The sequence below is a fragment of the Nocardioides cynanchi genome (assembly GCF_008761635.1).
GTDB classification, from domain to species: Bacteria; Actinomycetota; Actinomycetes; order Propionibacteriales; family Nocardioidaceae; genus Nocardioides; species Nocardioides cynanchi.
In genome coordinates, this window is record NZ_CP044344.1 from 1 (window position 1) to 26426 (window position 26426).

28 protein-coding genes are annotated in these 26426 nt (G+C 70.1%); 15 read left to right on the forward strand and 13 right to left on the reverse strand.

The window, feature by feature from the left end:
- The first annotated feature begins 32 nt into the window (after positions 1-32).
- From E3N83_RS00005 to E3N83_RS00025, 6 genes are read left to right on the forward strand one after another with little or no spacing between them, the layout of a single operon-like run.
- Positions 33-614, forward strand: coding sequence for a nucleoside/nucleotide kinase family protein (locus E3N83_RS00005; protein ID WP_151081399.1), 582 nt, complete (start codon positions 33-35; stop codon positions 612-614).
- Positions 611-1573, forward strand: coding sequence for an NAD(P)-dependent oxidoreductase (locus tag E3N83_RS00010; protein WP_191907879.1), 963 nt, complete (start codon positions 611-613; stop codon positions 1571-1573). Before E3N83_RS00005 ends, E3N83_RS00010 begins: the two co-directional genes overlap by 4 nt.
- Positions 1554-2483 (forward strand): isocitrate lyase/phosphoenolpyruvate mutase family protein, encoded by a 930-nt coding sequence (locus tag E3N83_RS00015; protein WP_191907880.1) that lies wholly within the window; start codon positions 1554-1556, stop codon positions 2481-2483. The genes E3N83_RS00010 and E3N83_RS00015 overlap by 20 nt, the downstream gene beginning before the upstream one ends.
- The gene (locus E3N83_RS19355) at positions 2470-3681 is read left to right on the forward strand and encodes a carboxylate--amine ligase (protein WP_191907881.1); all 1212 of its coding nucleotides are present in this window, start codon (positions 2470-2472) and stop codon (positions 3679-3681) included. The genes E3N83_RS00015 and E3N83_RS19355 overlap by 14 nt, the downstream gene beginning before the upstream one ends.
- Positions 3678-4778 carry a DUF1565 domain-containing protein gene (locus E3N83_RS19360; protein WP_191907882.1) on the forward strand — a complete coding sequence of 367 codons (1101 nt, stop codon included), beginning with the start codon at positions 3678-3680 and terminating at the stop codon, positions 4776-4778. Before E3N83_RS19355 ends, E3N83_RS19360 begins: the two co-directional genes overlap by 4 nt.
- A gap of 59 nt (positions 4779-4837) precedes the next feature.
- A complete protein-coding gene (locus tag E3N83_RS00025; protein ID WP_151081402.1) occupies positions 4838-5911 on the forward strand; it encodes a hypothetical protein in 1074 nt (357 codons plus the stop codon).
- A gap of 4 nt (positions 5912-5915) precedes the next feature.
- On the opposite strand, the gene E3N83_RS00030 is transcribed toward E3N83_RS00025, so the two are convergent.
- Positions 5916-6995 carry a hypothetical protein gene (locus E3N83_RS00030; RefSeq protein ID WP_151081403.1) on the reverse strand — a complete coding sequence of 360 codons (1080 nt, stop codon included), beginning with the start codon at positions 6993-6995 and terminating at the stop codon, positions 5916-5918.
- A gap of 128 nt (positions 6996-7123) precedes the next feature.
- On the opposite strand from E3N83_RS00030, the gene E3N83_RS00035 reads away from it, so the two are divergent.
- Complete coding sequence (locus E3N83_RS00035) at positions 7124-8419, forward strand: O-antigen ligase family protein (protein WP_151081404.1); 1296 nt, start codon at positions 7124-7126, stop codon at positions 8417-8419.
- On the opposite strand, the gene E3N83_RS00040 is transcribed toward E3N83_RS00035, so the two are convergent.
- Together E3N83_RS00040 and E3N83_RS00045 are read right to left on the reverse strand one after the other, a co-directional pair.
- Positions 8412-9266 (reverse strand): sulfotransferase domain-containing protein, encoded by an 855-nt coding sequence (locus tag E3N83_RS00040; protein WP_151081405.1) that lies wholly within the window; start codon positions 9264-9266, stop codon positions 8412-8414. The two genes, E3N83_RS00035 and E3N83_RS00040, sit on opposite strands and share 8 nt — an antisense overlap.
- Complete coding sequence (locus tag E3N83_RS00045; protein WP_191907883.1) at positions 9256-10296, reverse strand: hypothetical protein; 1041 nt, start codon at positions 10294-10296, stop codon at positions 9256-9258. The genes E3N83_RS00040 and E3N83_RS00045 overlap by 11 nt, the downstream gene beginning before the upstream one ends.
- A 437-nt stretch (positions 10297-10733) precedes the next feature.
- Between E3N83_RS00045 and E3N83_RS00050 the strand changes: the two genes are divergently transcribed.
- Together E3N83_RS00050 and E3N83_RS00055 are read left to right on the forward strand one after the other, a co-directional pair.
- Complete coding sequence (locus tag E3N83_RS00050; protein WP_151081407.1) at positions 10734-11438, forward strand: sulfotransferase; 705 nt, start codon at positions 10734-10736, stop codon at positions 11436-11438.
- A gap of 78 nt (positions 11439-11516) precedes the next feature.
- Positions 11517-13061, forward strand: coding sequence for an oligosaccharide flippase family protein (locus E3N83_RS00055; RefSeq protein WP_191907884.1), 1545 nt, complete (start codon positions 11517-11519; stop codon positions 13059-13061).
- 9 nt (positions 13062-13070) lie between these two features.
- On the opposite strand, the gene E3N83_RS00060 is transcribed toward E3N83_RS00055, so the two are convergent.
- The 5 genes from E3N83_RS00060 to E3N83_RS00080 all read right to left on the reverse strand — a co-directional run bounded on the left by E3N83_RS00060 (position 13071) and on the right by E3N83_RS00080 (position 17904).
- A complete protein-coding gene (locus E3N83_RS00060) occupies positions 13071-14189 on the reverse strand; it encodes an outer membrane protein assembly factor BamB family protein (protein WP_191907885.1) in 1119 nt (372 codons plus the stop codon).
- Between the two features lie 130 nt (positions 14190-14319).
- Positions 14320-15456, reverse strand: a complete 1137-nt coding sequence (locus E3N83_RS00065) for a PQQ-binding-like beta-propeller repeat protein (RefSeq protein WP_151081410.1) — start codon at positions 15454-15456, stop codon at positions 14320-14322.
- A gap of 134 nt (positions 15457-15590) precedes the next feature.
- Entirely contained in the window at positions 15591-16190 is a 600-nt protein-coding gene (locus E3N83_RS00070; protein WP_191907886.1) for a polysaccharide deacetylase family protein, read from the reverse strand.
- A gap of 226 nt (positions 16191-16416) precedes the next feature.
- Positions 16417-17298 carry a non-homologous end joining protein Ku gene (gene ku / locus E3N83_RS00075; protein WP_151081412.1) on the reverse strand — a complete coding sequence of 294 codons (882 nt, stop codon included), beginning with the start codon at positions 17296-17298 and terminating at the stop codon, positions 16417-16419.
- Positions 17299-17391: 93 nt separating this feature from the next.
- Positions 17392-17904, reverse strand: coding sequence for a hypothetical protein (locus E3N83_RS00080; protein WP_151081413.1), 513 nt, complete (start codon positions 17902-17904; stop codon positions 17392-17394).
- A 103-nt stretch (positions 17905-18007) separates the two neighbouring features.
- Between E3N83_RS00080 and E3N83_RS00085 the strand changes: the two genes are divergently transcribed.
- Complete coding sequence (locus tag E3N83_RS00085) at positions 18008-18697, forward strand: DUF4389 domain-containing protein (protein WP_151081414.1); 690 nt, start codon at positions 18008-18010, stop codon at positions 18695-18697.
- A gap of 26 nt (positions 18698-18723) precedes the next feature.
- Here the strand turns inward: E3N83_RS00085 and E3N83_RS00090 are convergent, their stop codons facing one another.
- Positions 18724-19098 (reverse strand): nuclear transport factor 2 family protein, encoded by a 375-nt coding sequence (locus tag E3N83_RS00090; RefSeq protein WP_151081415.1) that lies wholly within the window; start codon positions 19096-19098, stop codon positions 18724-18726.
- A gap of 85 nt (positions 19099-19183) precedes the next feature.
- Here E3N83_RS00090 and ligD (E3N83_RS00095) point away from each other — a divergent pair, with 85 nt between their 5' ends.
- The 5 genes from ligD (E3N83_RS00095) (at position 19184) to E3N83_RS00115 (ending at position 23574) form a co-directional block, all read left to right on the forward strand.
- Positions 19184-20101, forward strand: coding sequence for a non-homologous end-joining DNA ligase (gene ligD, locus E3N83_RS00095; protein ID WP_151081416.1), 918 nt, complete (start codon positions 19184-19186; stop codon positions 20099-20101).
- Positions 20098-20793 (forward strand): L,D-transpeptidase family protein, encoded by a 696-nt coding sequence (locus tag E3N83_RS00100; RefSeq protein WP_151081417.1) that lies wholly within the window; start codon positions 20098-20100, stop codon positions 20791-20793. The genes ligD (E3N83_RS00095) and E3N83_RS00100 overlap by 4 nt, the downstream gene beginning before the upstream one ends.
- Positions 20790-21698 carry a non-homologous end-joining DNA ligase gene (gene ligD, locus E3N83_RS00105; RefSeq protein ID WP_151081418.1) on the forward strand — a complete coding sequence of 303 codons (909 nt, stop codon included), beginning with the start codon at positions 20790-20792 and terminating at the stop codon, positions 21696-21698. The genes E3N83_RS00100 and ligD (E3N83_RS00105) overlap by 4 nt, the downstream gene beginning before the upstream one ends.
- A gap of 96 nt (positions 21699-21794) precedes the next feature.
- Complete coding sequence (locus tag E3N83_RS00110; protein WP_151081419.1) at positions 21795-22481, forward strand: ubiquitin carboxyl-terminal hydrolase; 687 nt, start codon at positions 21795-21797, stop codon at positions 22479-22481.
- A gap of 406 nt (positions 22482-22887) precedes the next feature.
- Positions 22888-23574 (forward strand): response regulator transcription factor, encoded by a 687-nt coding sequence (locus tag E3N83_RS00115; RefSeq protein WP_151081420.1) that lies wholly within the window; start codon positions 22888-22890, stop codon positions 23572-23574.
- Positions 23575-23691: 117 nt separating this feature from the next.
- Here E3N83_RS00115 and E3N83_RS00120 read toward each other — a convergent pair whose 3' ends face one another.
- From E3N83_RS00120 to E3N83_RS00135, 4 genes are all read right to left on the reverse strand, one after another.
- Positions 23692-24771 carry a DEAD/DEAH box helicase family protein gene (locus E3N83_RS00120; RefSeq protein WP_151081421.1) on the reverse strand — a complete coding sequence of 360 codons (1080 nt, stop codon included), beginning with the start codon at positions 24769-24771 and terminating at the stop codon, positions 23692-23694.
- A gap of 42 nt (positions 24772-24813) precedes the next feature.
- Positions 24814-25410, reverse strand: coding sequence for a TetR/AcrR family transcriptional regulator (locus E3N83_RS00125; RefSeq protein ID WP_151081422.1), 597 nt, complete (start codon positions 25408-25410; stop codon positions 24814-24816).
- A complete protein-coding gene (locus E3N83_RS00130; RefSeq protein ID WP_151081423.1) occupies positions 25407-25835 on the reverse strand; it encodes an SRPBCC family protein in 429 nt (142 codons plus the stop codon). Before E3N83_RS00130 ends, E3N83_RS00125 begins: the two co-directional genes overlap by 4 nt.
- Before the next feature lie 100 nt (positions 25836-25935).
- A complete protein-coding gene (locus E3N83_RS00135; RefSeq protein WP_151081424.1) occupies positions 25936-26394 on the reverse strand; it encodes a hypothetical protein in 459 nt (152 codons plus the stop codon).
- Positions 26395-26426 lie beyond the last annotated feature (32 nt).

The window sequence follows — 26426 nt, forward strand, 5'->3', positions numbered from 1 at the left end:
CGTCGCTTCCGGCACCGGTGACGGTGATCTACATGGGAGTCAACCTCGAGGCGAGCACGCTGCTGCTACCCACGACACGGCTGCTCCTGGCCGCGAAGCGGGCGCGGGGCGGCCGGCCGGACCTGGTGGCCAGCAGCCTGCGTGACGTCGGCGACGCGCCGTCTGCGCCTCCGGGGCGTGGGGCTGCGTTGCGGAACACGGCGCGGCTGAGCGTCTGGATGACCGAGGAGTGGCTGCGTCAGCTGGTGGCGCTCGCCGCCGGCCTCAGGGGACGGATCGTGGTCTTCGACCGGCACTTCTACCTCGACTACTACCACGCCGACGTCGATGCCGGACGGCGCCGCGGAGTAGCCGAGCGGTTGCACGGCTGGATGCTCGCGCGGGTCTACCCCAAGCCAGAGCTGGTGATCATGCTGGACGCACCCGCCGAGGTGCTCCATGCGCGCAAGCCCGAGGCCACGGTGGCGTGGCTCGAAAGACGCCGTCAGCAGTATCTGGAGCTGGCCCCGCTCGTTCCTCAGTTCGTGGTCGTGGATGTCGACCGGCCGCTGGATGCCGCCGTGTCCGAGGTCGCGGCCGCAATCGAATCATCATGGAAGGCGAAGAACTCGTGAAGATCCTGTTGGCCAGCCCGATCGACCCCGGGACCGTGGAGGTCCTCTCGGAGTCGCATGACGTGGTCAAGCCGGCCTCGACGACACGCGAGGCGCTCAAGGAGGCGATCGCCGACCGGGACGTCGTGGTCCTCCGCAGCGGGGTGATGCTCTCGGCGGACGTGCTCGCCGCTGCGCCCGGTCTCGAGCTGCTGGTCCGCGCTGGGGCGGGTCTCGACAACATCGACCTCGACCAGGCGCGCGCCCAGGGGCTGCGGGTGGTCAAGATCCCCGGCATGTCGGCGCCTCCGGTCGCCGAGTTCACCTTCGCGCTCCTCCTCTCGCTGGCTCGCAAGGTGACGGTGGCCGACCGTGCGCTGCGCGACGGCCACTGGCCGAAGCCGTCCTTGGGGGGTCCGCTGCTGCACGGCAAGACGCTCGGCATCGTCGGAGCCGGCAACATCGGCGCGCTGGTCGGCCAGATGGGTGCGTCGTGGGGGATGCGCGCCATCGGCTGCGTGGCCAACCCCAACGACACCATCGCGCAGCAGCTGCTGGGGCGCGGTGTGCGGCTCACCGACTTCGACGAGGTGCTCACCACGGCAGACTTCCTCTGCTTGCACACCCCGCTCGACGAGTCGACCCGGCATCTGATCGGCTCCGAAGCGCTGAGCCGGATGAAGCCCGGATCGCTCCTGATCAACGTCGCGCGCGGCGGGGTGGTCGACGAGGCAGCACTCTTCGAGGCGCTGAACCGCGCCGACACCGTCGCGGGGGCAGCCCTCGACGTGCACGAGATCGAAGGCGAGGGGACCCGGTCCCGCTTCGCCGACATGGACAACGTCGTCCTCACACCGCACATCGGGGCCATGGCGGTGGATTCTCAGCGCCTGATCGGTGAACGCATCGTCGAACTGGTGCGGGCCCATGACAACGCAAAACTTGACGAGGAGATCCGAGATGGCGAACACGTACTCTGACCGACCCAGCCTGAGCCGCGCTGACGCCAAGCGTCTGCGACTTCGCAACGGCCTGGCCGATGACAAGCCGGTAGTGGCGGTCGGCGCCCACGACGCGATGAGCGCCCGGCTGATCGGGAACTACGACTTCGACGCCGTGTGGGTGAGCGGGTTCGGCGTCTCGGCCATGGCCTACGGCCTTCCGGACCTCAACCTGGTGACCATGAGCGAGACCCTTGCGGTGACCCGTGCGATCGAGGGTGTCACCGAGCTGCCGGTGGTCGTCGACTGCGACAACGGCTTCGGCGGGTTCAGCAACGTCGTGCGCACCGCCGTCGAGTTCGACCGCGCCGGTGTGGCGGCCGTCTGCATCGAGGACAACCTCTTCCCCAAGCGCAACAGCCTCTACCAGGGCAAGTCCAAGCGAGAGCTGATCCCGGTCAAGGAGCAGTCTCGTCGGCTCAAGGCCGCGGTGGAGGGCAGGGACTCCGAGCTGTTCGTGGTCATCGCGCGCGTCGAGGCCCTGATCGCAGGACACGGTGTCGACGCCGCCATGGAGCGCGCCACCGCGTACGCAGAGGCCGGCGCGGACGCGATCCTGATCCACAGTAAGGACAAGACGCTCACCGAGATCACCGACTTCCTCGACGCCTGGCATGCCACCGGCATCGACAAGCCGCTGGTCGCCGTGCCGACCTTGTTCCCCGACTACACCGCCGACGAGCTGCACGCGAAGGGCTTCTCGATGGTGATCCTGGCCAACCAGCCGATGCGGGCCGCGGTCAAGGCGATGGAGGACACCCTGGAGATCCTCGACAAGGAGCGCAAGCCGGCTGCAGCCGACCCGACCATCGCGTCCGTCAACCACGTCTTCGACCTCGTGCTCACCACGGAGACGATCCAGGCGGAGGAGGCGGATGAAGAAGCCTGACTCCCGGCGCCGACCGTGGGGGGACGGCCCCGCAGCGGTGGTCGTCGGGCTCGACAACATCACCGGCCTCCAGACCGCGCGGATCCTCGCAGACCGGGGCGTTCGCGTGTACGGAGTGGCCTCGGACCGCCGTCACTTCGGTGCGCGTACCAACGCCTGCGTCGAGGTGGTCGAGTCGCGGCTGTCCGGACCAGCGCTGGTCGACACCCTGCGCCGGCTGGCGCGGCGGCTCGGGCCGGATCGTGCGGTGCTCGTGCCGTGCACCGACGGCGCGGTCTGGGCGCTCTCCTTGCACCGCGACGAGCTGCTCGACCTGTTCCGCCTGCCGCTCGGCGACCACGATGGCATCGACCTGCTCATGGACAAGGTGCGCTTCGCCGACCATGCCCACCTCCACGGCCTCGCGGCGCCGCGAACCGAGGTGCTGCGCAGCCGGGCCGACGCCGAGAAGGCCGCCGAGGTGCTCACCTGGCCGAGCCTGCTGAAGCCACCGGTCAAGGCGGAGGAATGGCTGGCCCACACCAGCGCCAAGGGAATCCCGGTGCGTAGCCCCGAGGAGCTGCTCGATGTCTACGACCGGGTCGCAGGATGGGCCCCGGTGCTGCTGGCCCAGGAGTGGGTCGAGGGGCCCGAGGACGCCCTCTTCTCCTGCAATGCCTACTTCGACGCCACCGGCGCTCCGCTGGTCACCTTCGTGGCGCGCAAGCTGCGCCAGTGGCCGCCGCACGTCGGCACCAGCGCCTCGGGCGAGGAGTGCCGCAACGACGAGGTGCTCAAGGAGACGCTGAGGGTCTTCGGCTCCGTGCCGTACCAGGGTCTGGCCTACCTCGAGATGAAGCGCGACTCACGCACCGGCACCATGATGATCATCGAGCCCAACGTCGGTCGGCCGACGGGGCGTTCCGCGATCGCCGAGGGCGGTGGCGTCGAGCTGGTCTACACCGCCTACTGCGACGCCGCGGGCCTGCCGCTGCCCACCCGGCGTACCCAGCAGTACCTCGACACCACCTGGCTGGACGTGCGTCGCGACGTCCAGGCCGCCGTGGTCGGAATCCGGCGCGGCGAGCTCACGGCGCGCGACTGGTTGTCGTCGTTGCGCGGACCTCGCACGCATGCCATCTGGTCGGCCCGCGACCCCCAACCCTTCGCCACCGACCTGGCCAACGTCGCCGGCACCGCACTCCGGAGGCGGAGATGACCCGTCGGTTCGTGCGCACCGCCGCCGCCGTGGCTCTCCTGGTGCCGACCCTGGTCGCGTGCTCCGATGGGCAGGATGTGGTGCACGCCGGAGCGCCGCGGACGGTCACCCCGCCTCCTCCACCACCCGTGCCGACCAAGCCGTCTCTGGTGCGTTACGTGAGCCCCACGGGCGACAACCACGCCACTGGCAGCATCGACCGACCGTGGCGCACCCTGACCCATGCCCTGCGCCGGATCTACGCGGGCCAGGTGCTCTTCGTGCGCGGGGGTACCTACCACGAGCAGATCGACCACGTCCGGCTGCACGACGGAACCTCGACCGCCCCGATCACCGTTCTCTCCTACCCGGGCGAGAACCCCGTCCTGGACGGCTCGGTGTCCTTGCGCCGTCCCGAGTACTGGCTGATCGACAACCTCGACGTCGCAGGCGACCAGCACGCCCGGTCCCAGCCGTCCTTCATGGTCAAGGTGATCGGAGGTCAGCACTGGACGTGGGAGAACAGCGAGTTCAGCGGCACCACGGGCAGGGCCAACGTGTTGATCACGGGCTTCGGCGTCGGCGAGCCGTTCGGGTTCAGGTTCGTCGGCAACTGCCTGCACGGGCTCCCCTCGCCTCCCGCCGGATCCACCAACCTCTTTCTCGGGTCGATGGTGTCGGGCGCCTCCGGGACGGTTGCGCGCAACGTCGTGTTCAACTCCGAGGACCAGCCCAACGTGCGGATCGGCTCGGGTGCCGGGGCGCCGGTCCGGGTGCAGGTCCGGCTGAACACGATCTACGGGGGCGCCTTGGGAATCGACGTACGCGGTCGGCCCCACCACGTCAAGATCAGCAAGAACATCGTCGGTGGCGGCAGCGCGCCGGCCATGATCCGGTTCCCGCGCGGGCGCACGCGTGGGGTCCGGTTGATCAGCAACATCGCAGTGAACACCGAACAGCTTCTCCGTCCGGAAGTGAGGAAGATGGTGCAGAAGCAGCAACGCGGATACGGCAACCTCGCGGTGTCCCAGGATCCGGGGTTCGTCGACACCTCCCGGTGCGACGGGTTCCGTCCGGGCCTCGACGCCGTGCTTCCCTACGGAGCGTTGGCGCCGTGACGGTCAAGGAGCTCGCGGTCGGCCCGCCCGATGACCGCTGGCCGTCTACTGTTGGCGCCGTGACAGGAGGTCGGGCGGAGCGCGGGTCCGACGTATGGGCCACCCTGATGTGGGGACTACGGCGCTATGCGGTGCTCGTGCTCGCGATGGTGCTGCTCCTCGGGGTGCTGGTTCCCTTCCTGCTCTCGCGCCGTACCGCTGAGTACACCGCGACCGCACAGGTGGGCCCGAGCAAGCCGTTGCTGCTGCCCAACACCACCCCACTGCCGCGCTTCGCCGAGTCGGTGTTCAACAACGGCGCGGTCGAGGAGACCGTGCGCGGGCTGCTGAACCAGGCCAACGGCAACGTGATCCCGTCGAAGGTGCAGCTGATCGCGGCCCAGGACAACGTGGTGCTGGACGTCGTGGCACACGCCCGGACAGCCAAGCAGGCGATCGACATCGCCAACGCGGCCGCGGCCACGCTGATGTTCGAGCTGAACAAGTACTCCGACTCCGTCACGACCTTCACGACGCAACACAACGCCATCCTGGCCAAGAAGGTGCCCAAGGTCGCCGGCGGCTCGATGTCGGTGGCGTTGGGGCTGCTGGCCGGGCTGCTCGGAGGGGTTGCGCTGGTCGGGCTGTTGTTGGTCTTCCGACGGCCGGTGGTCGACGCGTCGACCGTTCAGGAGGTCACCGGCTCGCCCGTCATCGGGCGGGTCAGCCTGCCACGACACGGACCTCCCGATGCGTCCACCGATCGCGGTGTCGGGCTGCTCTGCCGACGACTCCTGGGCACTCCGGCCACCGCCGTCAACGTGGCAGCGCCGCACAGCACCCAGGCCCAGATGCTCGCCACGTCGATGACCGAGGTCTTCGGGAAGATCCGCACCGGAAGGCGGCCACAGAAGCGGCCCAACGGAACCACGGCGTCGCCCGTTCCGAAGGTGCAGGCACTCGACGACGCGGAGCTCTGGGTCAGCGCTCCCGAGGAACAGTCCTACACGCTGCTGATGGCTCCGGAGGGGATCAGCACCCGCAAGCTGCGCCTGCTGGCCGAGGGCTACGACACCGGCGCCCCCACGGGCGTCGTCATGGTGACCCGGACCCGGACGCGCGGGCGCCTGAAGCCACTCGTCCTCAAGGGCTGAGATGTCAGGCACCGGCTCGGGCGAGGCCGAGCAGTCGCTCGGCCTCGCCGCGGACCAGGTGGTCGGCCAGCGCCGCCGACCGCCTGGTCAGCCTTCCCGACACGCCTTGGCGTGGGCCGTCGATCATCGCGGTCCACTTGTCCATCAGGATGAGCAGCTGGTAGGCGCGCAGCCCGGCCCGGTCGGCCTCCGGCGGGAGGTACGACGCGATGGCGGCCTCCTCGAGCGGGTCCAGGGTCGTGGAGGAGAACGCCAACCCGTGGGTGTGGACCTGCTCACCGATCAGGCGGAGCCCGACCAGGAAGCGGCACAGGTCGTCGTACACCGGGACCCGCCACCGCGGCAGGGGATCGATGACGGTCAGTCGATCGTCCCCCATCAGCATGTTGCGCGGTGCGAAGTCGCCGTGACCCGCGGCCAGTCGCAGCTCGCGGGGGAGGACCTCGGTGGCGAGCTTCACGCCCTCCGTGACGAGCACGTCCCACTTCGGCGAGTCGAGGTAGGCCCCGTAGGCACGCAGCCGCTCGACCACGTCGTCACGGGTGCCCTGCTGGATCGGGCGGTCCGAGACCGGGGCTCGCTCCTGGAAGTGGCGCAGCCAGGTCCCCGCGAGCCCGCAACCGGTGACCGCGACGCCCGGCCCGCTCCGGCCGGGTCGCAGCCGGCTGAGCTCGAGCACCGAGCTGCGCAACGTCGGAGCGTTCACGAACGACATGACCAGGGTCGCGGCCTCAGGCATCAGGAGCAGGGGACGGACGACGCCCACCCCGGCGACGTCGCCGCAGGTTTCCTGGATCGTCGTCAGCCCGGCCCATTCGAGGAGGGTGAGCTCCTCCGCGGTCGCCTTCTCACGCCGCAGCCGCGGGCGACTTCCGGCACCGGGACCTCCGGGGGAGTCGCGACGGGCCTTGGCCAGCGCCACCGGCCCCTCGGCCCCGTCGAGATGGACGGTGAGCAGGACACAGGAGGGTCGATCCGCGAAGACGCGGACCTCGAGCCCGGAGTGTGGCTGCTCGGGGAACCAGGTGTCGATGTGCGGGGCGATGCGCTGCTCGAGAGTCTGTACGAGACGCTCGTTCTCCAACCGTGCCCCCGCCGCCTGCTCGGTCCGGGGGCATCCGCCGCCCGGGGAAGGAGCGTCAGGCTAGCACGCGTCCTGGGCGCCGACGCCGTGCTGACAGCGGCGGTTCCACGGCGTCGGGAGGTGGCTGCATGTCCCTCCTGATGCTCGTCATCCTGGCTCCGATCGCGTTCCTCGTCGTCCTGACGTGCCTGCGAAAGCCGCTGTCCGTGGCGTTGCCCGCCTTCGCCGCATCCATCCCGTTCGGGAGCCTGCTCGCGGTCGGCCACTCGCGGTTCGGCTCGCTCTCCTCGATCCTCGGGCTCCTGGTGCTGATCGGGCTCGTGCTCCGCCTCGCGGTCAGTCAGCGGCAGCCCGCGCCCCTGTCGGGAACGGTGTTCCTCTGGCTGGGCTTCCTCGCGGTCGCCTCGAGCACGACCCTGTGGAGCCTCGATCCCGGCCTGACCGCGAACGGGATCCTGGAGATCGGCAGCCTGATCGCCATCTACGTCCTGGTCTCGATGAGCCCGATCGACCGTGACATCCTGCGCCGGGTCGAGCAGGGACTGATCGTCGGTGGCCTCGCCGCGGTGGCCTACGGCATGGTGCAGTTCACCCTCCTCGGAGGCTTCCCCAACGACACGCCGGGGCTCCCCCCGAGCCCCACGAGCCGCTTCGGCAACGACCTGCTCGGCCCCAACAACAACGCCGTCGCCTTCCTGCTGCCGCTGTGCATCTGTCTGCAGCGGTCGGTCACCGCGCCGCGGGCCAGCACGCGGCGCCTGCACGCCGGATTCGCCTTCCTGATGTTCCTCGGCATCGTGATGACCGGCTCGCGCGGAGGCATGTTGTCCGCGGTGCTCTGCCTGCTGGTGCTGATCGCGGTCGCGCCGTGGGGACGCCGGACCCTGGCCACCTACCTGGTCACCGCCATCGCTGCCGGGTTGATCGCGTTCTTCCTGCACCCCTTCGGTCTGGCCGAGCGGAACGTGTCGACCACGTCGACCTCCGGCCGGACCAGCATCTGGAAGGTCGGTCTCGCTGCCTGCCCCGAGTACTGCACGGTCGGGTCGGGCTGGGACACGTTCCCGATCGTCTACGCACTCACGCAGCCGACGGTGCCCGGAGCGGACGTGCTCGCCGGGAGCGGCGGCTCCTACCAGCCGCACAACGTGATCCTGCTGGTGGCCATCGAGCTCGGCGTCCCCGGCCTGCTGCTGTTCTTCGCCGTCCTCGGGCTGACGATCTTCGAGGCGGGTCGGTTGCCCCGTTCGGTCCGGGGGCCGCCGCTGGCAGCGCTGCTCGGCACGTATCAGGCGTCGCTCTTCCTGTCGAACCTCGGCTACAAGTTCTACTGGATGGCCTTCATCATGGTGGCACTCCACCGCAGTGCGAGCTACATGGAGAGGTCCCGCGAGCGGGCGGCCGAGCTGGAACCGGTCAGCTGACCTCGGCGGGGTCATACCCCCACGTCTGCGACACGGGCCGGCCGAGCAGGTGGTCGAGTCGCGCCACCTCGTCGGCGAAGCCCGCGCGCAGCTCGTCGCGGACCGACGGATCCAGGCGCGGCTTGTCGTCGCGGTACTGCTTGTAGAGCGCCGAACGGACCACCGTCGACCGCTTGATCCTCGAGCGCCACCGACGCAGGCCGAGGGAGGCGGCGCCCTTGGAGGCGCGCTTGGCCAGGCCCACGACGGCTGCGTTGCGGGGGCGTCCGGCGGGCATCCGCGCCTTGAGGTCACCCTCCGAGAGCATGAGCCGGTCCAGCCCGAGGAAGTCGTAGACCTCGTCGGCGTAGGCCTGCGCGCCGGTCTTGAGGTCGTCGAACAGACCGACGTGGATCTGGCTCATGGGGAAGTGCTCGAGGTAGCGCGAGAGGTGCGTGGCGTACCGGCCGCGGTCCAGCAGGCGCGGGTGCTGCACGACGGCGTCGGTGAAGGATCCGGTGTAGCCGTTGTTCTTGACCAGGTCGAGGTAGTCGGAGAAGGCCCGGTCGACCGGCTCGCGCAGGCACACCAGCAGACGCATCGAGGGGGAGTACGCCGCGATCCTCGGCGGGGCCTCGGGCGAGGAGAGGTAGGAGTGGGAGAACTCGCCGACGGCGCGCCCCTCGGCGTCCTGGAACTGCTGGCGGTACCAGTCCACGCCCCGCTCGTAGTGCGCGTCGAAGAAGTAGAGCCCCTTGTTGGACGCCAGCCACACGTCAGGGCAGACCGCCAGGGCGTTGAAGAGCCACGTCGAACCGGCCTTGCTGGTGCCGATGTAGAGGAAGTCGGGGACCGTGTCAGTGCGCACTCGGGTCGTACCCTTCCGGCAGGACGTCCCAGAACTGGGACGTGAACGGCAGCATGCACAGGTCGTCGGCGGTGACGGTCCAGAGCTGGCCCTGGCCCTCGGCTCGGGTGTCCTCGAGCTTGAGGGCGGTGGTTCCGCCGGAGTCCCCGAGGTAGACGCCGTACTTCTGGAGCGCCTCGGCGATCACCAGTGCCTGCGGGTGCAGGCCGAGCTGGTGGAGGTCAAGGGAGGGGTTGAGGCGAAGTCTGAGTCCCTCGGGCGGGGCTCCGACGCTCGGGTCGGTGACCGTGCCGTCGGACCCGGTCATCGGGAAGACGGCTCGGTTCGCCAGCGCCGGGCCGGAGGCGATCTTGAGGACGTTGCGCACGTCACCGGCCTTGACCATGTCGTAGCGGACGTACGACGTGGCGCCGTTGTTCCCGCGGTGGGTTCCGGCGTTGCGCGGGTTGTCGGACTTGCCCGTGGTGTCGATGAGTCCGTTGGAGTCCAGGTAGGTCACGGTGGCGCCCGAGGCGGACCAGGTGTCGGTGGCGGCGTCGTAGTGGGCGTCCGTCATCAGCACGACGTAGCCACGGGCCATGTCGTAGACCGACATGGTCCCGTCGGAGTTGTCGGCGCTTCGCGCACCCTCGGGGATCCGGAGGTGCTTGAGCTCGGGCGGGGAGCCGGCCGGCAGGCCCTGGACGGAGTACTGGGGGTCGCCTCGGTGGGCCCAGTAGGCGGGTTGGCCCCACTTGTTGCGCTGGGCGCCGGCGAGGCGCAGGCAGCCCTGCCCGCTCTCCGGAGCCGTGCGGAGGTAGTCGAGGATCTGCGCGCCCGCCGGGTTGCTGGGTGCGTTGACCGGCACCGGTGTGTTCCACCAGGACCGGTCATGGAACGGTCGGTAGGGGCGACCCCGGGAGTCCAGAGGTGCCCCGCGGGAGGTCGAGGGTGGCGAGACGGAGCCGGTCGGATGCCGGTCTCCACCACCGCCGAAGGGGCGAACCCAGACCAGCACCACGGCGATGACGAGCGCGAGTGCCGACAGCACCCAGACCAGAGTCCGGCGCCGACCCACGTGCGGAGCAGCGTGCCCGGCAGGCTCGCTGACGGCACGCGGCTGTATCGTCCCCCGGCCATCGCCCACACCGTCATGATAGGTGTCAGCTGGGCGACCGGCGAGGGCGTCAGCTGACCGGAACGGCCGGGCGCGCAGAGTTTCGAGGGGGCAGCGTGGCGACATCGGGAGATCAGGTCACCGTCTTGTCGGTCGTGGGAGCCGGCCGCAGCGGCACGACCGTGCTCGCGAGCATCCTGGGCGAGGTCCCGGGATGCGCAGGAGCGGGAGAGATCCGTTGGCTGTGGCAGCGGGGGGTGATCGACGAGAGGCCGTGCGGATGCGGCCAGAAGCCGACGGAGTGCGCGGTGTGGTCGCGTGTGATCGAACGGTGTCTCACGACCCCTGGTCCGGACGGCGTACCGCCGACCGTGGCAGACATCGTGGCGGCCCAGCAGGAGCTCGGCGAGACACGAAACCGGCTGCGCGTGCTGCGCAGCGCTGCCGGGGGTGAGGAGACGTGGGACGCGCTTCGCCTGGTCCGGCACGTGACCGGGGTCGCGGTGCTCACCTTCGCCGAGCTGACCGGCGCCGGCGTCGTCATCGACACCTCGAAGCGACCGGTGGATGCGGCGGTGATGGCCGGGATCCCCGGGGTCGACCACTTCGTGCTGCATGTCGTGCGGGATCCTCGTGCCGTGGCGCACTCCTGGCGTCGCGCCAAGAGCTTCTCGGTGGGCGACGAGACGCGCACCATGGGGACGCGACGACTGCCCTCGACCGTCCGTCGCTGGCTGGCCAGCGCTCTGGGGACCGAGGCCCTGCACCGCCGCCTTCCCTCGCAGCACTGGCTGCGGTTGCGGTACGAGGACTTCTGCGCGCATCCGGTCGAGTCGATGGACCGGTTGCTGACGATGATGGGCGTTGCCGGCCGACCGCCGTTCGAGGACACCAGCACCGTGCTCCTGGGGCCCAACCACATCGTGGCCGGGAACCCGAGCAGGTTCACGTTGGGGTCGGTGCGGATCCGGGTCGACGAGGAGTGGAAGACGGCCATGAGCCGGCGCGACCGCCTGCTCGTCGCGACGAGCACCTGGCCGCTGCTGCGCCGCTACGGCTACTCCTGGAGGACCTGAGCCGGACTTGGTCGGATGCGCCGCGCTCCCGCCCGGCGGTCGCCTATCGTGAACCCCGGCACAGGCGACGGGGGCAGAATGTCGGACAGCAAGGCAGAGAGCGGCGACAGCGACGCCGAACGGCTGAACAGGCGGAACGTCCGCGGCTCGTCGCTGTTGCTGGTGGGGCGTCTGCTCTCCTTGTTCTTCACCGTCCTCACCCAGGTCGTCATCGTCCGGGCGCTGAGCAAGTCCGACTTCGGCGCCTTCGCGTACGCGTTCACGCTCACGGCGGCTCTCCGGATCCTGCTCAGCCTCGGCCAGGGTCGGCTGCTGAGCCGGTTCCTGGCGAAGTACGAGGAGGAGAAGGACTACGCCCGGATGTGGGGCGCCATCCTGATGGCCTTCGGCGCGATCGCGGTCACCTCGGTGGTCCTCCTCGGAGCGATGGCCGCCGGCCTGGCACCGCTGATCGGTGGGAACTTCGACAACCCCGATCTCACCGGCGTCCTGCTCATCCTGATGTTCCTGGCTCCCCTCAACGCACTCGACCAGGTCTTCATCTCCGTCTTCGCGGTGTTCTCCAGGCCGACCGCGATCTTCATCCGCAAGTACGTGCTGACTCCGGCGCTGCAGCTCAGCGTCGTGATCTTCATCGCGATGACCAACGGATCGGTCGAGGAGCTGGCGCTCGGGTACGTGCTGAGCAGTGCCTTCGGGATCGGCATCTACGTCTGGTTGTTCTTCGGCGTGATGCGCGACCGCGGCGCTCCGCTGCCCCGCAAGGCGGACGGGATCGTCTTCCCGTTCCGAGAGGTGTTCTCGTTCTCGGTGCCGACCATGACCCAGGAGCTGGCCTACCTGGTCACCAACACCGGCAGCGTGATCATCCTCGGTCACTACCGCGGCGGCGTGGCCGTGGCGAACTTCCGCTCGGTGCTGCCCGCGGCCAGGCTCAACCAGATCGTCTACCAGACCTTCGTGACGATGTTCCTGCCGATGACCGCGCGGCTGCACACCCGCGGCGACCACGACGGCGTCCGTGAGACCTACTGGCACAGCTCGCACTTCCAGGCGGTCACGACGTTCCCGATCATGGTGATGACCACGGTGTTCGCCCATGTCACGACCGTCACGCTGTTCGGTCAGCGCTATGCCGATGCCTCCACCGTGCTGTTGGCGCTGTCCATCGGCTACTACGTGAGCATCGCGCTGGGCTTCAACATCTACGTGCTGCAGGTCTACGGGAAGCTGAAGTTCCTGGTGTACTCCAACATCGGCGTCAGCGCTCTCAGCATCGGTCTGGCGTTCGCCCTGAGCCCGAAGTACGGCGCGGCCGGCGCCGCGGTCGGCGCCGGCGCCACCATGGCGATCCAGAACGTCGTCAACGAGATCGTCCTGATCCGGGTGATCGGCTGGGGCGACCAGGCCAGGCGCTGGATCCGCCCCTATCTCGTGGTCGCGGCGGGCCTGGCCGTGCTGGTCGTCGTCAAGGTCGTGCTGGACCCGGGCTTCGTGGTCGCCCTGCTGGTGTCGGCCGTGGTGTCCCTGGGCGTGCTACGACAGACGCGGCGCGAGCTCCACCTGCTCTCACTCTTCCCGGAGCTGAAGCGGTTCAGCGCCCTCGGACCCCTCCTGGCCTGAGCCGGGCGGTCAGATCCCGGGATAGGCGGCGAGATAGGGCTTGTGGTTGTTCCTGGTGTTCTGCAGCTCTCCGGTGAAGTCGCCCCCGGCCCACAGCAGACCCGGGGTCGCCGCGAAGGTCCAGCATCCCGGGTAGGTCTTGAAGATCTTGGGTGTGAACGTCGGGTCGGGCTGCCCGGTGGACACGTTGACGGCCGCGACGACCGTGACCGCCACCTGGTTGCGGGAGTTCGCGACGTTGTAGATGGACGTCCCGAAGTGGCCGCCGAGGTACGCGTTCCCGTCGCCGGCCAGGAAGACCGACTGGACATCCCCGTCCGCGTGGACGTAGGGCCAGCGCTGCTGCCCGGTCGCCAGGTTGAAGGCTGCGAAGTTGCCGCCGAACCCGGAGGCGCCGACGTAGGCCCAGGTGCCGTCGGTCTGCACGTCCCAGTAGGTGTCGCAACCGTTGCAGAACCGGCGCGGAGCCCACGACGTGAGCGAGTTGTCCGCGAGGTTGATCGAGGCGAGCGAGGAGCGGGGCTGGCCGTCGATGTGCAGGAACGTGCCGACCAGCAGCAACGAGGTCGGTGTCAGGGCGAGCCCCTCGACGTCTCCGTCCGCGACATGGTTGAACGTCGCGTCCCGGACGCCGGTGGTCGCGTTCACCGCGCCGATGCCCTTGTTGGCGACACCGTTCAGCTTGGCGAAGGCACCACCCACGAAGAGCGTGTCGCCGTTCACCACCAGGTCGCGCACCATCCCCGAAGCCGTGCCCTTCCAGGGCGAGACGATGGTGTGGTCGACGGTCGAGATCACCACGAGGTGCTTGTGGCTGGCGCCGTCGACGGTGCTGAAACCGCCACCCGCGTACAGCTTGCTCCCGTCCGCCGACAGTGTGAGCGCCCGGACGTCGCCGTTCGCTGGGAGCTGCCAGAGCAGGTTGCCGGTGGCGGCGTCCAGTGCGGCGATGCCGCCGATTCCGTCGAGCTTCCCGCCGACGTACACCACGCCGCCCTGGCTGGCACTGCTGTGAACCGGCCCGGCCGGGTTCCACCCCAGCGACATCGGTTCGTTGGTGTAGCTCGCTTGGGCGGGCGCGGCGAAGCCGAGCGCGCCGATAACGGCCAATGATGATGTGGCTGCCACATAGGCAAGCCGACGATTCACGCGCATGGTGAGTCCCCCCAGAATCGACCAACGTCTTGCCGGAGCATAAGGCGAACGAGCGCGGATCCGGCGGGCTCGCGCTGCGTTTACCCAATAGTGCGTATGGGGGTCAGACGACCGGATAAGCAGCCAGGAACGGCTTCTTGTTGTTCACGCCGTTGACCTGCTCGCCTCCGAAGTCCCCTCCGACCCACAGCTTCCCGTCGGTGGAGGTGAACGTCCAGCAGCCCGGGTAGGTCTTGTAGATCTTCGGGGTCCAGGCGGTGTCGATCTGACCGTTGGCGATGAACACCGACGCCACCACGCTGGCGGTGATGACGTTCACCTTCGCGGCACCGCTCCAGATCTCCTGCCCGAAGTGCCCGCCGTAGTAGACCTTCCCGTCACCGGGGAGCCAGACCGACTGGAAGTCCCCGTCACCGCGGATGATGCGCCAGGGCTGCTGGCCGGTGGTCAGGTTGAAGGCACCGCCGGCGTTGCCTGAGGTCGCGACGTAGGCATTGGTCCCGTCGGTCTGGACGTCCCAGTACTGGGTGCAGTCCGAGCACAACCGGGAAGGCGCCCATCCGGTCAGCGTGTCGGTCGACAGGTCGATGGAGGCCAGCGAGGCGCGCGGCGTGCCGTTGACCTGGGTGAACGACCCGCTGATCACCAGTCGGCTGCCGGTCAGCGCCAGCGCCAGCACGTCGTTGTCCGCGGAGAAGGCGAAGCTGGCATCGCGCAGGCCGGTGGTCGCGTCCACGGCTCCCATCCCCCGCTGGGCCACCCCGTCGACCGTGGTGATCTTGCCGGCCAGGTACAGGGTGTTGCCGCTGACGACCAGGTCGCGGACCATGCCGGCAGCCCGTCCCTTCCAGCCGGCGACCACGGTGTGGCCGGGGAGGTCGAGTGCGGCCACGTGCGTGCTGGCCTGCCCGTCGACGGTGGTGAAGCTCCCGCCGGCGTACAGCCGGGTGCCGTCGTCGGAGAGCGCGAGCGCGCGGACGTCGCTGTTGGCGGGGACCTGCCAGAGCAGGTTGCCCGTGGCGGCATCCAGCGCGGCGATGCCGCCGATCCCGTCGAGCTTCCCTCCGAGGTACACCACCCCGTCGCGGGAGACACTGCTGTGCACCGGACCGGCCGGGTGCCAGGGCAGGGTGAGGGGAGTGGTCTGGTAAGCGGCGTGAGCGGGTGCTGCGAAGCCGAACACGATCGCGACCGAGGCCGCAGCGGTGGACAGGAATGCGAGCCGACGAGTCCGAGCCATGGGGTCCCCCGAAGATTGACTGATTCCGGGCAGGATAAGAGCCCTGAAACATCGAGACGTCGATTGCGGCGGGCTTTCCCCAATGTTGTGTACCGACGCCGTCGACCGGTGTCGATCAGACGCCGGCCGGCCGGTCAGCGACCCCGGCGCAGCAGGCGCGAGTGACGTACGTCGAGGTAGCGCCGGTGGGCCTTCACAGCCAGGGTGCGGGTGCTGTTGCCCCGGTAGAGGCCGACCCGCGGGATCGCGTAGGCGTCGACCTTCTCGGGGCCCTCCGGCAGCGCGAAGCCGTGGCTGTAGCCGGCCCGGAGGGCGGCGCGGCGCACCTGCGCGTCGTGCAGCCCGCGCGGGTAGGCGAGGTAGGGCACCGGGGCGTGGAGAAGGTCCTCGAGGAACTCCCGGCTCTCGCGCAGGTCGCGCTCGCAGGCGGTCTCGTCGAGGTCCGGCAGGTCGTGGTGTGCCCAGCTGTGCGACTGCAGGTCGACACCGAGGTCGCGCAGGTGGAGCACCTCGTCGACGCTCAGCGTCGTGAGCGGCCACGGCGGGGGCGTACGCACCCACCCGGCGTCGAGGCCGTCCTCGGTCAGGGTCTGCGCGACGAGGAACACCGTCGCCGGGAGGCCGTGGCGGCGCAGCTCGGGGAGGGCGTGCTCGAGGACCCCGCTGAAGCCGTCGTCGAAGGTCAGGGCCGCGACGCCGCGGGGCAGGCGCCCGCGACGGTCCAGCCGTGACACGGCCTCGCTCAGTGGCACGACGGCGCGGTGTCGTGCCAACCAGGCGGCGTGGTCAGCGAACTCGCCGGGCCTCATCGCCAAGGGCGACTCCCACGCCGGATCGACGGAGTGGTAGCACAAGATGGTCACGCCGGCTCCGTGGGTCAGGGACGGGTTCGGCTCGCCACCGTAACGTCACGAACGCGTCGATGTGGCCGGATTCGGTGGGCTGGGGCGGGGAGCGATCTCAGCTGGCCTTCTTGGCGGCCTTCTTGGCGGGCGCCTTCTTCGCTGTCTTCTTCGCGGCGGCCTTCTTGGCGGGCTTCTTCTCGTCCTTGTCGTCGGCGGTCGACTCGCCGCGCGCCGTCTTGGCGGCGTCGACCGAACGCTGGAGCGCGGCCAGCAGGTCGACCACCTCGCCGGAGGACTTGGTCGACGTCGGGGTCCGCTTGACCTCGCCGCCCTCGATCTTGGCCTTGACCATCGCCTCGACGGCCCCTGCGTAGTCGTCCTCGAACTCGCTGGCGTCGAAGTCGCCGGCCAGGGTCTCGACCAGCATGTTGGCCATCTTCACCTCGGCCGGCTTCACCTCGCCGGTCTCGACGCTGAAGTCGGGAACGCGGACCTCGTCGGGCCACATCATCGTCTGCATCACGATCACGTCGTCCTTGACCCGCAGCACTCCCACCGAGGTGCGCTGGCGCAGCGCCACCGTCACCACGGCCATCCGGTCGGCGTCGAGCAGGGCCTGCCGGAGCAGGGCGTAGGGCTTGGCGCCGGTCTTCTCCGGCTCGAGGTAGTAGGACTTCTCGAACAGCATCGGGTCGATCTGGTCGCTGGGCACGAACTTCTCCACCGCGATCTCGCGCGACGACTCCGAGGGCAGCGAGGCCATGTCGTCGTCGGTGAGGATCACCACCTCGCCGTCCTCGGTCTCGTACCCCTTGGCGATGTCGGCGTAGTCGACCTCCTCGCCGTCGATCGCGCAGACGCGCTGGTACTTGATCCGGCCACCGTCGGTGGCATGCACCTGCCGGAACGACACGTCGTGCGACTCGGTCGCGGCGTACAGCTTCACCGGCACGCTGACCAGCCCGAACGACACCGCGCCCTTCCAGATCGCACGCATCTCATACCTCCGTGAACTCGACGACTGCCGTCCAGTATCGACCAGGAGGGCGCCGAACGCACGCGCCGCAAGGGTGACCACCCGGCGCAGCACTCAGCGCAAGCGCTCGGCCAGCTTCTGCATCGTCGCGAGCCCGCGTGAGGTGACGCCGATGCCGAGCAGCGCCTCCAGCGTGGGCGTGGCGTACGACGTACGCGGCTCGTCGTTGGTCGACACCGCATGCAGGCGGTCGGCCTGGACCACGGTCACCCGACCGCCCTCGGGCCGCCAGGGGAGTGGCTCGGGAAAGTCGCGATGGTCGTCGTAGAACGAGATCTCGGCGTTGTCCGCGACCTCGCCCACGTGGTCGACCAGGTCGCGCACCCAGCTCGCGCGGCGTACCGGCGCGATGTCCGACCAGCCCGCGCTCACGCCGAGCGACGCCCGCGCCAAGTCGACCACGCGGGTCGGCTCCGCGGCCCGGAAGATCACCGTCCCGTTGCTCTGGAACGGCGTCACCTCGGTGGCGTGCGCGGCGGCGAACGCCTCCAGGAGCTGGTCGCGGGTCGGGCTGCCGCGCTGACCGTGGTTGAGGTTGCGGAAGAACGCGACGTGGCGTCGTGCCATGTCTCCTCCCTCCTGACGCTCGGACCCTAGCGAACGTGACGTCCGACTCTGGCCCCCCGACCTCCGTCGGACGAGGCTGGAGCTGTCGGAAAGGAAGGACATCATGAGCACTCATGCGTACCCCGTTCGCGTGGACGCCGCCCTCGACGGGCACCTGAGCAGGTGGCTGTGGCTGGTCAAGTGGATCCTGGCGATCCCGCACTTCGTCGTCCTGGTCTTCCTCTGGCTGGGCTTCGTCCTGATGAGCTTCTTCGCGTTCGTCGCGATCCTGTTCACCGGCAGCTACCCGCGCAGCATCTTCGACTTCAACGTCGGGGTCCTGCGCTGGACCTGGCGGGTGACCTACTACGCCTGCGGCGCACTGGGCACCGACCAGTACCCGCCGTTCAGCCTCGAGGACAAGCCCGACTACCCGGCCCACCTCGAGGTCGCCTACCCCGAGCACCTCTCCCGTGGACTGGTCCTGGTCAAGTGGTGGCTGCTCGCGATTCCGCACTACCTGGTGCTCGGCCTGTTCCTTGGCGGCGGCTGGGCGGCTGCCGACACCACGGGTGCCAGCTCCGCCGGAGGCGGCGGCCTGATCGGCGTGCTGGTGCTGATCGCCGCGATCGGCCTGCTCTTCACCGGGCGCTACCCGCGTGGCGTCTTCGACCTCGTGCTCGGCCTCAACCGCTGGGTGCTGCGGGTCTGGGCGTACGCCGGGCTGATGACCGACGAGTACCCGCCGTTCCGCCTCGACATGGGAGGCACGGACCCGGGCACGGCGGCACTGAGCGCCACCGTCGAGTCGTGAGCGACTGACCATCCCGGGCCGGGGCGTCAGTACCTCTCGGTGAGGTGCTCGCGCCCCGGGGGCGGTTCGTAGGGCTCGGGCCAGATGTCCTCGACGCGCGAGATCAGGCCGTCGTCGTCGAAGGAGAAGAAGCTGATGCCGACCATCTGCTCCTCGCCGACGGTGAAGTCGAGCATCGAGGCGGCCCCGGCGTCGTCCGCGACGACCCGTCTCAGGGTGAGGTGCCAGTCGCCGGGGTAGGCGTCGAAGAAGCTCAGGAACGCCTCGCGCCCCCGGATCCGCTCGCGGGTCTGCGCCATCTCGTAGACCATCCCCGGAGCCAGCACCTCGGCGAGGCCCACCCAGTCGCGAGCCTCCGTGGTCTCCCAGAACCGCTTGATCGTGGTCGCGTGGTCGCTCATGGGACCAGTCCAGCACCCGCCACCGACACCGCGACCCTCCGACGGTCGAGCGGAGCCGGGACCACCTCGCTGCGAAGATGGCTCCATGCGTCCGATGCTGGCCACCCGGGGCACCCACGTGCCGACCGGCGCCGACTGGCAGCACGAGGTGAAGTGGGACGGCATGCGGGTCCTGGTCGACGTACGACGTGGCGCGGCCCGGCTGGCCAGCCGCAACGAGAACGACGCGACCGTGGCCTTCCCGGAGCTCGCGGCGCTGCCGGCCGACGACGCCCTGCTCGACGGGGAGGTGGTGGCGTTCGCCGACGGCGCCCCCAGCTTCGCGGCCCTCGCGGAGCGGATGCACGTGAGCCGGGCCGACCGCGCTCAGCGCCTCGCCGAGCGGATCCCGGTCACGCTGCTGGTCTTCGACCTCCTCCGCCTCGACGGCCGCGACCTGATGGACGAGCCGCTCGCGGTCCGTCGCGAGGCGCTGGCGGGGCTGGACCTCAACGACGACCGTTGGCAGACCCCGCCGGCGTACGACGACGGGCCGATGCTGTTCGACGCCACCCTCCAGCAGGGTCTCGAGGGCATCGTCAGCAAGCGGGTCACCAGCCGCTACCGGCCCGGTCAGCGCAGCAAGGACTGGCTGAAGTTCGCCCATCGCCGGCGCGACTCCTACGTCGTGGGCGGCTGGCGTCGTGAGACCGACTCGCTCGACCGTCTCGGCGCGGTGCTGGTGGGGGAGCCCACGTCGGCCGGGCTGCTCTACCGCGGCCGGGTCGGGAGCGGCATCGCCGGCAGGAAGGCCGCGCTGCTCCGCGAGGTGCTGGGCGGGCTGGGCCGTGAGACGAAGCCGTTCGTCGACGACGTGCCCCGACCCGACTCGCTGGGTACGACGTGGGTGGAGCCGGTGCTCGTCGTCGAGATCGAGTCGCTCGGGCCGTCCGCGCAGGGTCGGCTCCGCCAGCCGTCGTACGTCGGCACCCGCCCCGACCTGACCCCGGAGGACCTGTCGTGAGGAAGACCGTCGTCACCGCGGCGCTGGTCGCTGCCGCCGTGACCGCGCCCGCCGCGCCGTCCGCCGCGGCCGACCGGGTGAGCCTGGGCGGTGTCCGGGTCGTGCTGGGGACGCACACGCGCCAAGTGGTCACGGTCGACCGCACCCGCGGCTACCACGCCCGGGTGGGCTACTGGGTCCTGCGCCACGACGCCTGGACCCGGGTGTACGACGTCCGCGACGGCCGGATCGGGTACGGCGGCCTGGTCGGTGCCACCACGCGGGTGCAGGGCACCGGCACCACCCCGCTCGGGACGGTCCGGCTGATCTCGGCGTTCGGCCGCCATCCGCGCCCTGCGGGCTGGGACCTGCCCTACCGCCGGATCCAGCGCGGCGACTACTGGGTCGAGGACAACCGGTCGCCGTTCTACAACCGCTACCGCACCAGGGCGCAGGGCGGCTTCCGCTGGTGGATCCCGGCCGGCGACACCAACTCCTCCGAACGGCTCACCGACTTCCCCCAGCAGTACGAGTACTCCGTGGTGACGTCGTACAACCACGACCAGGTCCGCCACCGCGGCGCCGGGATCTTCCTGCACGTCAACGGACCGGGCGCGACGGCCGGCTGCGTGAGCGCTCCGCGGAGGTTCCTGCGCCGCCTGATGTGGCGCCTCGACCCGGCCGAGCACCCCGTGATGGCGGTCGGACGATGACGCCGCAGGGGGAGGAGCTCCGGGTCGAGGTCGACGGCCGCACCCTGAAGATCTCCAACCTCGACAAGGTGCTCTACCCGCGCACCGGCACCACCAAGGGCGAGGTGCTCAACTACTACGCACAGATCGCTCCGGTGCTGCTGCCGCTGCTGAAGGACCGCCCGGTGACCCGGGTGCGCTGGCCGCACGGGGTCGAGCAGGCCCGCTTCTTCGAGAAGAACGCGCCGGCCGGCACCCCCGCCTGGGTGCGCACCGCGGACGTGCCGACCACCGGGTCCCGTGGCGACAGCCGGCACGGCGACCGGCTGGTCTTCCCGATCATCGACGACCTCGCGACCCTGACCTGGGCGGCCAACCTGGCCGCGCTGGAGCTCCACGTGCACCAGTGGACGGTGACCAAGCAGGGCAAGCCGCGCGGCGCGGACCGGCTGGTGATCGACCTCGACCCGGGGGAGGGCGCCGGGCTGCACGAGTGCTGCCGGGTCGCCCTGCTGGTCCGCGAGAGGCTGGCCGAGCGCAAGCTCGACGCGCGGCCGGTCACCAGCGGCAGCAAGGGGATGCACCTCTACGCCCACCTGCCGCGGCGCCGGGACTCCGACGACGTCAGCGCGATGGCCAAGGAGCTGGCCGAGGAGCTCCAGGCGGCCCATCCGAAGCTGGTCACCGCGACCATGACCAAGGCCAAGCGGACCGGCAAGATCTTCCTCGACTGGTCGCAGAACGCCGGCTCCAAGACCACCCTCTCGCCGTACTCCCTGCGCGGGCTCGAGCGCCCCACCGTGGCCACGCCGGTGAGCTGGGACGAGGTCGAGGTGGGCGCCGAGGACCCGCTCGGCCTCGAGCAGTTCCGGTACGACGAGGTGCTGGCCCGGGTGAGCGAGCTCGGCGACCTCTTCACGGCCTGACCGGATCGCTGCTCGACCCGACCCATCCGATGTGACGAGGGCGTCGAACTCCCACCGGTGTCGGCAATCGGGCTGCACCGGAAGGGAGCTCCACACATGAGGTTCATCGGTTCAGGCCGTACCCGGATCGTCGCGCTCTTCGCGGCCATCCTCCTGGCCACCGGGATCGGCGTCGCCGTTGCGGCGAACACGTCGTCCAAGACCGCCAGCAACGCCATGAGCGCGGGGCGTGGCATCGACGAGTTCGGTCTGACGAAGGCCTTCTTCAAGGGCCACAAGACCGAGTTCACGTACACCAAGGGCTTCTTCTGCGACCGCCACATCGCCTCGGCGGCGAGCAGCAAGTGCGAGGCCGGCACGAAGTGGAAGCACGCACCGTCCAAGCAGCACGACCCGCTGTACATCACCGTTCCGCTGGGCTTCACCGTGCCGGCCATGAACATGGAGTGCCCCAGCGGCCTCGTCTGCGTCGACCACCCCGGCACGATCGACCTGTCCCGGCTCGAGCCGGCCCTCAAGCCGCTCTACCCGACGTTGACCGACGCGCAGCTCACCGCCGCGCTGAAGAACTTCGCCACCCCGGGACACCAGCACTACATCACCGACCGCAACCACGGTAAGCCGGAGTGGTGGGACGTCCGGGTCGTCGGCGTGACCGACAAGTCGGTCTACCGCCAGCTCAACCAGCACAAGTCGGCCGCCTACCTGCTCAAGCAGGTCAAGGCCGGGAAGACGACGGGCGTCATTCCGACCAACCTGTTCCTCTTCTTCGGCGTCAAGTGACGTTCGAGCTGCACTGAACCACCCGTCACGGGACCCCGCCTCGCTCGACGAGGCGGGGTCTCGTGCGTCAGGTGGGACGCCTGAGGCCCGGGCGACCACCCGTGTGGGTGGACCCGGGGTCGCCGTACACCTTCGTTACCATCCCGTGCCCTGTCGGTGGCGCGGTCGTTGCCTTCGGCTACGTACGGTGGCCGTGCCCGATGCCCGGCGAGCTCCAACTTGCGTGGCGTCGGTGGCTGTCGACCTGACTGGGGGGTGGGGTCGGCCAAGCCTGTGGACCGCCCGCAGTCCCCGCTGCGGGCGGACCACGCCCCCACGACGAGGGAGGCCTCCTGCTCCGTTCCGACCATGCGACTCTGGCCGAACGGTCGACAGGTTCGGGCCGCCTGACGCTTATGCTCCGCCCATGACGCACCGTGTGCTCGTCGTGGAGGACGAGCAGGAGATCGCCTCTCCGCTGGTGCACACTCTCGAGCGGGAGGGCTACCTCGTCGACCAGGTGACCACCGGTCAGGAGGCGCTGGCGGCGGCCGGCGACCACGACATCGTGATCCTCGACCTCGGGCTCCCCGACATGGACGGTCTCGACGTGTGCCGCGCGCTGCGCGACAACGGGTACGACGGTGCCGTCCTGATCGTGACCGGCCGCTCGCTCGAGCTGGACCGCGTGGTCGGTCTCGACTCCGGCGCCGACGACTACCTGGCCAAGCCGTTCGGGCTCGCCGAGCTCCTGGCGCGGCTGCGCGCCATCCTGCGCCGGACCACCGTGCGCGCCGTTCCAGCGGCCGCTGCCGAACCGCCCGGGCACAGCCTGCGGGTCGACGTGGAGGCCCATCGGGTCTACGTCGGTGCGGCCGAGGTGCCGCTGACCGGCAAGGAGTTCGACGTGCTCAGCGTGCTCGTCGCCCACCGCGACAAGGTGGTCTCGCGGGCCCAGCTGATGGCCGACGTGTGGGCGGAGAACTGGTACGGCTCCACCAAGACCCTCGACGTCACCATCGGCCGACTGCGCCACAAGCTCGAGGACGCCGGCATGAGTGAGCGGGTCGTCACCGTGCGCGGCGTCGGCTTCCGGCTCGAGACCGCTCCCTAGCCTCGCCCAGCGGGTCGCGTCTCGGTGGTCGGGCGGGCCAGGTCTCGGTGGTCGAGCGGGCCAGGTCTCGGTGGTCGGGCGGGCCAGGTCTCGGTGGTCGAGCGGAGTCGAGACCACTCACCAGTCGCCGAGCACCTCGGCTCCGACCTCGGCGGCGCTGCGCCCCGTCGTGTCGTACGACGCGTCCCACGGCGCAGTGCCGGTGTCGCGCTGCTCGGCCCAGCCCCGCCGCGCCACGGCGGCCAGCTGCTCTTCGGAGGCGCCGACCAGGGTGTCGCCGGCCAGCTCGGGAGCCTCGCCGCGACCGCGCGCCGCCACCCGCTCGCCGTACGACGCCTCGGATGTGGTCAGGCCCACGACTCGCAGCGGGGTCGGGGCGAGCATCCGCTCGAGCTGCACGCGCTCGGCTGCGGAGCGGAGCGGCCCGGTCACGACCAGTCGCTGCGCCCCGCCCGCCCGGAAGCAGCGCCAGGCGGTCGCGGCGTTGGCGATCCGCACGTCGGCGTCGATGCCGCGGCTGAAGCCGAGCTGCTCGAGGTCGAGGTAGGCCGCGGTGGTCTCGTCGCGGAGGGCCAGGAAGATCCCGAAGCCGACGGTGGACTTGCCGACCGCAGTGGGGCCGGTGACCCACAGTGCCCGCGTCACTTGGTCGGGGAGGGTCGGCGGGTCGTCGGGCTCGCCGGTCCCGTCGGCAGGGGCGGCCTCGGAGAGCGCCGACCGGACGGCGGCCGCCACCTCGGGCACGGCCGCAGAGCCGGTGTCGACGACCCGGTCCAGCAGCCCTGCGGCAGCGAGGTCGTGCGCCTCCTCGAGCGCGTCGGCCACCCACTCGGCGTCGACCCCACGTGCCTCCAGCCGCCGGGTCAGCTCGGCGTCGTCGACCGTCAGCCGGCACATCACGAGGTCGTACGGCGCCATCCGGTCGGCGTACCAGCCGATCAGGTCGGGGTCGAGGACGCCCGAGACGACGAGGCGCTCGCAGCCGGCGGCGGCGTAGCTGCCGGCGATCCCGGCCAGGACTCGCCCCTTGAGGCGGTCGCGCCACGGGTCGTCGTCGAGCGCGGGGTAGCACATGCCCAGTTGGTCGATGTCGACGTAGGCGCAGGCCGCGCCGTCGTCGCCGAGGCCCTGGAACAGCCGCCACGAGGTGACCGACTTCCCGACCCCGGATGCTCCGTAGACCCACCACACCTGCACCCGGCGGATGCTGTCACGCGGGGTGAGCTCGCCGCACCGGCTTCAGGGCGTGCCGACGAGGGCGTCGACCGCCGTACGCGCGTACGAGCGCATCGCCGCGTCGACGGCTCGACGGTCGCCGGTGAGCAGCAGGTCGTGCAGCAGGCCGCGGGCGACGGCGAGGTCGAGCCGCGCCTGGAGCCGGGCTGCGCGCTTCGGTACGCCGCGCACGCCCCACATCTCGACCAGCGCGTCGAGCCAGGTCGTGACCAGGCGCTCGCGCAGGTCCACGGCATGGGGGAGGCCGAGCATGGCGTGGCTGGACAGCTCGAAGAAGAGCGGCCCGTAGACCAGCGCCTCGTCGGTGACCAGGTGCCAGAAGCGCATGCCGGCCTCGAACGGGTCGGGGTCGTCCCGCGCCTCCTCGACCATCCTGGCCAGGGTGTCGCGCGCCCCCTGCTCCACGACGTCGACGACGGCCGCGAGCAGTCCCTCCCGTGAGCCGAAGTGGTAGATCAGCATCCGGTGGCTGGTGCCGATCGCCTCGGCCAACGCCCGCAGGCTGGTGTCGCCGACCCCGTGCTCGGCGAAGTGCCCGATCGCGCGCCCCAGCAGGGCGTCGCGTCCTGTCGACCGAGGTCCCGAGAGTGAGTCGGTCACGCGTTGACGGACTCGGCCGCTGCCTTGAGGGCCGCGCTCTCCAGGTCGACGTACCGGCGGATCAGCCGGCCGTAGAGCAGCGTGATCAGCCACGCCATCGGCCCCGTGTGCTCAAAGGTCAGCGTGAGCCGCGCCCGTCCGTCGGGCTCCGCGGTCGCGGAGTGCCGCCCGACCAGGTGTACGCCGGGCTGCCGCGAGATCCAGACGAAGCTCTCGCCCGGCACCAGCTCGGTCACCTCCCAGACGCCGGCGGCCAGGTTGTCCTGCTTGACCTTCGCCCGACTCCCGACCGTCAGCGGGCCCTCGTCCAGGCGTTCGACGGACTGGTAGACCGCGATCCGCTCGGGCCAGCCCTCGACGTCGCTGAGCACCTCCCAGACCCGCTCCGGTGCGGCCTCGACGACGGTCGTCTTCGTGTACTCCATGTTCCCTCCTCGCATGTGTACCGAATGGTACAACAACCGAGGCAGCGCGATCAACGGCCGTGACGAGTCGGGTCGGGACGTGCGCGAGCGGTGCTACTGGTCAGAGCGTGTAGGTCAGGGTGATGTGGGTGACCTTGCTGCTGCCGCTCTTCTGAGTGGTGTGGATCGTCCCCGTGACGCCGGAGTACTTGCCGGTGCCACCGGTGATCGTGCCGTCGAGGGTGGTGCTGTTGCCGTGGCCGGTCAGGTGGGCGGTGATCATGCCGCCCTTGAGGGCCACCGCGGCGTCGATCTTGACCACGCCGGTCGAGACGTTGAAGCGTCCCCTGATCGCGTCGTAGCCGACGATCGCGCCGGTGGTGGGGTTGCGGTCGACGTCGGTGCCGGCGAAAGTCGTCTTGCCGAGGCTGTGGGTGCCGCTCTGGTGGGCGGTGAGCTTCAGCGTGTGCGTCGTGGCCCGGGCGTTGGCAGCCGCGCCGAGCTGCGGGGCGACGGCGATGCCGGTGAGCGCGAGGCCGGCGGCGGTCAGGGCGACGGTGCTGCGAGAGACGGTGATCATGGGCTCTTCCCCTGTCCTGATGGGTCTGGATG